Here is a 7,476-nt window from a genome sequence, read left to right on the forward strand (position 1 = left end):
TTGACGTCCTATAGGACGTCAACGCTCGGACGTTACGGGTTTTCTGTGGGTAGTCGGTGGTGCTGGGTCAGGCGGTGGCGGCCTGCTCGGCGGTGATCAGGGTGGCGCGGGCTGCTTCGAGGCGGGCGATCGGGACCCGGAACGGCGAGCAGGAGACGTAGTCCAGCCCGACGCGGTGGAAGAAGTGGATGGACTCGGGGTCTCCCCCGTGCTCACCGCACACGCCGAGCTTGAGGTCCGGGCGGGTGGCCCGACCCTCCTTGGCCGCGATCTCCACGAGCCGGCCCACACCGTCGACGTCGAGGCTCTCGAACGGGGAGATCGTGAACACGCCCTTCTCGAGGTACGCCGCGAAGAACGCCGCCTCGACGTCGTCCCGGGAGAATCCCCACGTCGTCTGGGTGAGGTCGTTCGTGCCGAAGGAGAAGAACTCGGCGGCCTCGGCGATGCGGTGCGCGGTCAGCGCGGCGCGCGGCAGCTCGACCATCGTGCCGGTCGGGATCGTCAGGGTGACGCCCTGCTCGGCGGCAATCTTCGCCACCGTGGCGTCGGTCTCGTCCCGGATCAGGTGCAGCTCCATGACCGACCCGACGAGCGGGATCATGATCTCGGCGCGCGGGTTGCCGCCGGCCTTGATCCGGGCCGCGACGGCCTCGGCGATCGCGCGGACCTGCAGCACGAACAGCCCCGGCACGGTCAGCCCGAGGCGTACCCCGCGCAGGCCGAGCATCGGGTTGGACTCGTGCAGGCGGTTGACCGCCGCGAGCATCCGCACGTCCTCCTCGGCCGGCTCCCCGCGCTCCTCGGCGCGCGCGACCCGGACCATCAGGTCGGCGCGGTCCGGCAGGAACTCGTGCAGCGGCGGGTCGAGCAGCCGGATGGTGACCGGCAGCCCGTCCATCGACTCGAGCAGGTCGGTGAAGTCCGCGCGCTGCATCGGCAGCAGCGCCTCGAGCGCCGCATCGCGCTCGGTCGGGTTGTTCGCGAGGATGACCCGCTCGATGAGCACCCGGCGGTCCCCGAGGAACATGTGCTCGGTCCGGCACAGCCCGATGCCCTGTGCACCCATGTGCCGGGCGCGGGCGGCGTCGTCGGCGTTGTCGGCGTTGGCCCGAACGGCCAGCCGCCGCACGTTGTCGGCGTGGTTCAGGATGCGGTCGACGGACTTGACGAGCTCCGCGGTGCCCTCGTCGACGACGGCGAGCGCCGCGTCGAGGCCCTGCTCGAGGTAGAGCACGACCGGTGACGGCACGACGGGCAGCTCCCCGAGGAAGACCTCCCCGGTCGACCCGTCGATCGACAGCACGTCGCCCTCGGCGACCCGCACCCCGTCGACCGCGGCGAACTTGGCCACCGAGTCGACGTGCAGGTCGTCGGCGCCGCAGACCGCGGTCTTGCCCATCCCGCGGGCGACCACCGCCGCATGGGAGGTCTTGCCCCCGCGCGAGGTGAGGATGCCGGCCGAGGCGAGCATGCCCTCGAGGTCCTCGGGGTTGGTCTCACGGCGGAGCAGGACCACCTTCTCGCCCCGGGCCGCCCACTCCACGGCCGTCGGGGAGTCGAAGACCACCCGGCCGACGGCGGCGCCCGGTGAGGCCGCCATCCCGCGGGTGAACGCGGTGCGCTCGGCGGTGGGGTCGAACTGCGGGAACATCAGCTGGGCCAGCTGGGTGCCGGACACGCGCTCGAGGGCCTCGTCCAGGGTGACGACCCGCTCGTCGACCAGCGCGGTGGCGATGCGGAACGCCGCGGCGGCGGTGCGCTTGCCGACCCGGGTCTGGAGCATCCAGAGCTTGCCGCGCTCGACGGTGAACTCGATGTCGCACAGGTCGCGGTAGTGCGTCTCGAGCCGGTGCATGATCTGGCGCAGCTGGCCGTGGGACTCCGGGTCCAGCTCGGCGAAGTCGTCCAGGGACAGCGTGTTCCGGATCCCGGAGACGACGTCCTCGCCCTGCGCGTTGGTCATGTAGTCGCCGTACACACCGGGCCGGCCGGTCGCCGGGTCGCGAGTGAAGCACACGCCCGTGCCCGAGGTCTCCCCGAGGTTGCCGAAGACCATCGTGCAGATGTTCACCGCGGTGCCCAGGTCGTGCGAGATCCGCTCACGACGCCGGTAGAGCCGGGCGCGGTCGGTGTTCCAGGAGTCGAACACCGAGCGCGTGGCCAGGTCGAGCTGCTCGCGCGGGTCCTGCGGGAAGTCCCGTCCGGTGTGGTCCTTGACGATGACCTTGAACGCGGACACGAGCTCCTTGAGGTCCGCGGCGTCCAGCTCGACGTCGCTCTGGACGCCCTTGGCCGCCTTCGCCTTGTCGAGCGACTCGGCGAACGCCTCGCCGTCGATGCCGAGCACGGTCTTGCCGAACATCTGGATCAGCCGGCGGTAGGAGTCCCACACGAAGCGCTCGTCACCGGACGCCTCGATCAGGCCGAGCACGGAGTAGTCGTTCAGCCCCACGTTCAGGACGGTCTCCATCATGCCCGGCATGGAGAACTTCGCGCCGGAGCGCACGCTCACCAGCAACGGGTCGAAGGAGTCCCCCAGGCGGCGACCCACCTGGTCCTCGAGTCGGCGAAGGGCCATCGTCACCTGCAGCCGCAGGTCCTGCGGCTCCGACCCCTGGGCCAGGTAGTGCCGGCACGCCTCGGTCGTGATGGTGAAGCCGGGCGGCACGGGCAGCCCGAGCCTCGTCATCTCGGCGAGGTTGGCGCCCTTCCCGCCCAGCAGGTCCTTCTGGTCCTTATCGCCCTGGCTGAAATCGAAGACATAACTCGTCACTGAGGGCTCCTGATGTCGTGGGTGCTCACCGGACAGCAACTTCGACTGTACCCGCGGGGGCCCCTCTTCGCCCGTCGTCGGGCAGAAAGATCAGTCGATCTTTCTGCTAGGCGAAGAAATGAATCAGCGAGGCGGCCGATATGACGGTGGTCACACCGCCGATTCGAGTAGATATCTGCGCGAACGGCATCATCACCATGCGATTGGACGCCGAGAGAATGGCGACGTCGCCGGTACCGCCCAGGCCGCTGTGGCACACGGTGACGAGCGAGGCGTCCACCGGGAACATGCCCAGCTTCTTGCCGACGAAGAAGCCGGAGAGCGCCATCGTGACCACGACGGCGGCGCAGGTGACCACGTAGCCGACGGAAAGCACGCTGACCACATTGGCGAGCGGGATGTAGAGCATTCCGAGCCCGATCATCGTGGGATAGACGAAGTGCTTGGAGACGACGCCGTACACCGCGCGCGCACCGTCCTCGACGCTGGCCGGGAAGATGTTGAGCACCTTGGCGATGACCGAGAAGACGATCACCAGGACGGGCGCCGGCAGGTGCAGCACCGGTTCGGCCAGCGTGCCGAGCACGAAGAGCGTGCAGATCGTCAGGACGCCGATGGCGACGTTCGGTCCGGCCGGCGCCGCGGCGGGCGTGATCGAAGCCGCTGCGTCGACGGCGTCGGAACGCGACTCGCCGTCGACCGGGGCGTCGCCCGGCTTCGGGTCGCCCGGCTTCGGCTTGACGAGCAGGCCGCCACCGTCGAGCGCCGGCCTGCGGTCGCCGAGCCGGCGCAACAGCCCGGCGAGCACGATCGCGACGACGTTGCCGATCACGGCGGCCGGGATGAGCTGAGCCATGTAGGTCTCCGCGGTCCCGCCCAGGGCACCGGAATAGGCCGAGGACAGCGGGATGATTCCCTCGCCGATTCCCCCACCGATGATCGGCACCACGATGTAGAACAGGGCCCGCTCGAAGCTGTAGCCGAACACCATGGCGACGCCGACGCCGACCGTGACGGCCGAGATGGTGCCGATGATCAGCGGCGGGAAGACCTTCATCAGGCCGCGCAGCATCGTCGTGCGGTGCATCCCGAGAATGCTGCCGACCACGAGCGTGCAGATCACGAAGTAGAGGAAGTTGGCCTCCTTCATGAGCGCGGTCGCCGCCGCCAGGGTGTTGTCGTTGACCGCTCCGAAGTACACGAGGATCGACGGCACCATGAGGCAGACCAGCGCGCCGCCGCCGATCTTGGAAATGACCGGCAGCCGGTTGCCGAGCGGGCCCAGCAACATGCCAAGGCTCGTGATCACGGCCAGGCCGCCGATCATGTTCGGCGGGATCGCGTCGAAGAATCCCGCGACGAGCACGATGGCCGTGAGCAGGATCGGGACGATCAGCGGGACGCCGTCGAGCATGATCACGGGCGGCCGCCACCCCCGGCGGCCCGGCGCTCTCGGTGGTTTTGAGGTGTTTTGCGGCGTCGATCTGTGCTGCTGCTTTGCAGCGGTCTCGGGTCGAATGATCGTGCTCATTGGATTTCCCATCTGAGAGGGACCGGCGGCTACGCTGTCGCTTCCAACAATTTCGCCTGAATCAGGACATGACGAACCAGGGCCCATCGCCGAGAAGTCGATTTCCGCCCCCTACAGGGCGAGATGGAAGATCGACTTCTCGGCGGAGCCGTACGGGTGGGGCTGAGGTTAAGCGGTTGGGTTTTCGGCGGCTACTGCGCGCACGGCTGCGGCGACGGCGGGAACGACCCGCGGGTCGAATACGCTGGGCACGACGTAGTCCTCGGTCGCGCCGTCCTGGGCAACGACCTCCGCAAGGGCTCGGGCGGCTGCCACTCGCATTCCGGGAAGGACCTTTGTGGCCCGCGAGTCGAGCAGGCCGCGGAAGAACCCCGGGAAGATGAGCGTGTTGTTGATCTGGTTGGGATAGTCGCTGCGGCCGGTGCCGATCACCAGGACGTTGTCGGGGATCGCCTCGCGCATGATCTCCGGGACGGGGTTGGCCATCGCGAAGACGATCGCGTTCTTGTTCATCATCCGCACCCAGTCGGGGTGCACCAGGTTGGGTCCGCTGACGCCGATGAACACGTCGGCGCCGCGCAGCGCCTGCTCGATGTCGCCGGTGAATCCCTCCGGGTTGGTGTGCTCCGCGACCCACCGACGCTCGGGGTCGAGGTTCGCCATCCGCGAGTGCAGCGCACCCTCCTTGTCGACGGCGATCAGGTTCTGGACACCGGCGTCGAGCAGGATCTTGGTGATGGCGACCCCGGCGGCCCCGACGCCGAGCAGGACGACCCGCAGGCCCTCCAGCGGGCGGCCGACGACGGTGGCGGCGTTGATCAGGGCCGCGAGCACGACAGTGGCCGTCCCGTGCTGGTCGTCGTGGAACACCGGGATGTCCACCGCATCCTGCAGGCGCCGCTCGATCTCGAAGCAGCGGGGCGCCGCGATGTCCTCGAGGTTGATCCCACCGAAGCCCGGCGCGATCATCGTGCCGAGCGCAACGAGCTCGTCGACCCCGCGGGCGTCGGCGCAGATCGGGTACGCGTCGATGCCGGCGAACTGCTTGAAGAGCATCGCCTTGCCCTCCATGACCGGCAGCGCTGCCTGCGGGCCGAGGTCACCGAGGCCGAGCACGGCCGAGCCGTCCGTGAGCACGGCCACGGAGTTGGCCTTGATCGTGTAGTCCCAGACCAGCTCCGGGTCTTTCGCGATCGCCGTGCAGATGCGACCGACGCCGGGCGTGTACGCGATGGACAGCTCCTCGCGGGAGCCGACGTCGAACCGGGGCGTCACCTCGATCTTGCCGCCCTTGTGCAGGTCGAAGGTGCGGTCCGTGACGGACTGGATCGTGACGCCCGCGACCTTCCGGGCGGCGGCCACGACGTCCTCGCCGTGCTTCTCGCCACGGCAGAACACCTGGATGTCGCGAACGATCAGGTGCGTCGCGCGGGAGACCACGTCGACGGCGCCGATGTTCGCGCCGGCGGTACCGATCGTGGAGGTGAGCCTGCCGAGCGTGCCGGGATCGGTCGTCAGCTGGACGCGCAGGGTGAGGGTGTAGGCGGCCGACGGCGTGGCGACGGCGAGGGGTGCCGGGCCGGCGGGCGTTGCGATGGCAGTCATGGAGAAGTTCCTTCGTCGGGGGCAGATGGGCCAGATGCGTACGACCGTACGTCGCGTCACCTGGATGTCGTCGTCGACAAGTAGTCCCCTCGAAGCTCGACCTGCGACGTTGCGGGAGACCTTGTGGCCACTGCGTAAGGTCTATCGCACTGCGCCGAAACAATCGCCTTGCGTAAATAAAGGTCGGTTGCGCAGCGACCGAGCCGGACTACTTCCAGCGCCGGTGCGCCCCGACCAGATGCTGCGCGTACCCGGCGAGGGACGCCGTCGAGCAGAGCACCTGGTACCCGAGCAGGAACGCGACGTAGCCGATCCGGTTCTGGCGAACCTGCAGGTCGAGCGGCCCGAAGACGTGCCGGGTCTGGAAGGTTCGCAGCCCGCCGTACACGAGCAGGGTCACCGGCAGGACGGCGAGCGTCCACGCCGAGACGATCACGGGGTACCCCAGGAAGAACAGCACGAGGCCGGGCAGCCAGATCAACGTGTAGCCGACGTCGAGCAGCGGGATGAGCAGGTCGACCCCGGCGATGAACCCCGTCAGCCGCCGGGTCTGGCGCCACGGCGGCACGGTGGCGATCCCCTCGAGCATCCCGCGCGCCCAGCGCGCGCGTTGCCGCATGAAGTGCCGCACCAGGACCGGGGCATCGGTGAACGCGACGGCGGTCGGCTCGAACAGGACCCGGTCACCGTGCTCCATCAGGCGCCAGGTCACCACGATGTCCTCGCCGATCGCGTCGGGCCAGCCGCCCACCCGTCGCACCTCCTCGGTCAGGTAGAGCGAGAAGGCACCCTGGGCGACGAGCGTCGCCTGGTACAGGCCCTGCATCCGCTTCACGGCGGCGATGCCGAGGTAGTAGTCCCACTCCTGCATGCGCGTGAGCAGGTTCACCCGGGAGTTGCGCACCAGGACCGTTCCGGCGACCGCCGCGGTGTCCGACGGCGCGGACTCCAGGCGCGAGACCAGCCGGCGCAGGGACTCCTTGTGCAGCAGGGTGTCCGCGTCGACGGTCACCACGTAGGGAGTATCGACGTGCGGCAGCGCCGTGTTGAGCGCGTTCGACTTGCCGGGGGTCGGCTCGCAGATGATGCGCAGCGAGATGCCGAGGTCCGCGGCGGTCGCTCGTGCCGCGTCGCAGGTGCCGTCGGTCGACCCGTTGTCGGCGAGGATGACGAAGACCGGACCCGCGTAGTCGGTCCGGCTGATCGCGGCGATCGTCTCGCCGATGCCGCGCTCCTCGTTGCGCGCCGCGATGATGACGGTCAGTCCCGTCGTCGGCGAGGCCACCCGCAGCGGTGGTTGCCGGTCGAGCAGCAGCGAGACGGCCAGGAACGCGACGATGGCGCCCGGCAGGTAGGCGACGAGGATGACGATCACCCAGGCAAGGACGACTCCGGTCACGGGCACCAGATCGCGCACCCAGCCGCCGGAGATCCACACCGACAGACAGACCCACACCACCGTGAAGGCCATCGCGAGAGTGAACTTCGCGCCGACCGAGAGGTAGAAGCGTCGGGTCACGGCGGGCACGCGGTCGTCACCCCCGGTGTTGGCGGGGGTCGTGCC

General features: G+C 69.0%; 4 protein-coding genes. All 4 read right to left on the reverse strand.

The genetic code is table 11. From position 1 onward, the window contains the following. Positions 1-67: 67 nt before the first annotated feature. Positions 68-2,776 (reverse strand): pyruvate, phosphate dikinase, encoded by a 2,709-nt coding sequence (gene ppdK, locus VIM26_RS07125; RefSeq protein ID WP_331949656.1) that lies wholly within the window; start codon positions 2,774-2,776, stop codon positions 68-70. A gap of 106 nt (positions 2,777-2,882) precedes the next feature. Next, complete coding sequence (locus tag VIM26_RS07130) at positions 2,883-4,190, reverse strand: 2-hydroxycarboxylate transporter family protein (RefSeq protein ID WP_331949659.1); 1,308 nt, start codon at positions 4,188-4,190, stop codon at positions 2,883-2,885. A gap of 285 nt (positions 4,191-4,475) precedes the next feature. Beyond that, a complete protein-coding gene (locus tag VIM26_RS07135) occupies positions 4,476-5,912 on the reverse strand; it encodes an NAD-dependent malic enzyme (protein ID WP_331949657.1) in 1,437 nt (478 codons plus the stop codon). 208 nt (positions 5,913-6,120) lie between these two features. Next, a partial coding sequence (locus tag VIM26_RS07140; RefSeq protein WP_331949658.1) for a glycosyltransferase family 2 protein occupies positions 6,121-7,476 on the reverse strand: 1,356 nt, incomplete at its 5' end.

Origin of the sequence: Pengzhenrongella sp. (genome assembly GCF_036565025.1) — a bacterium.
In the GTDB taxonomy this organism is placed as follows: Bacteria; Actinomycetota; Actinomycetes; order Actinomycetales; family Cellulomonadaceae; genus Pengzhenrongella.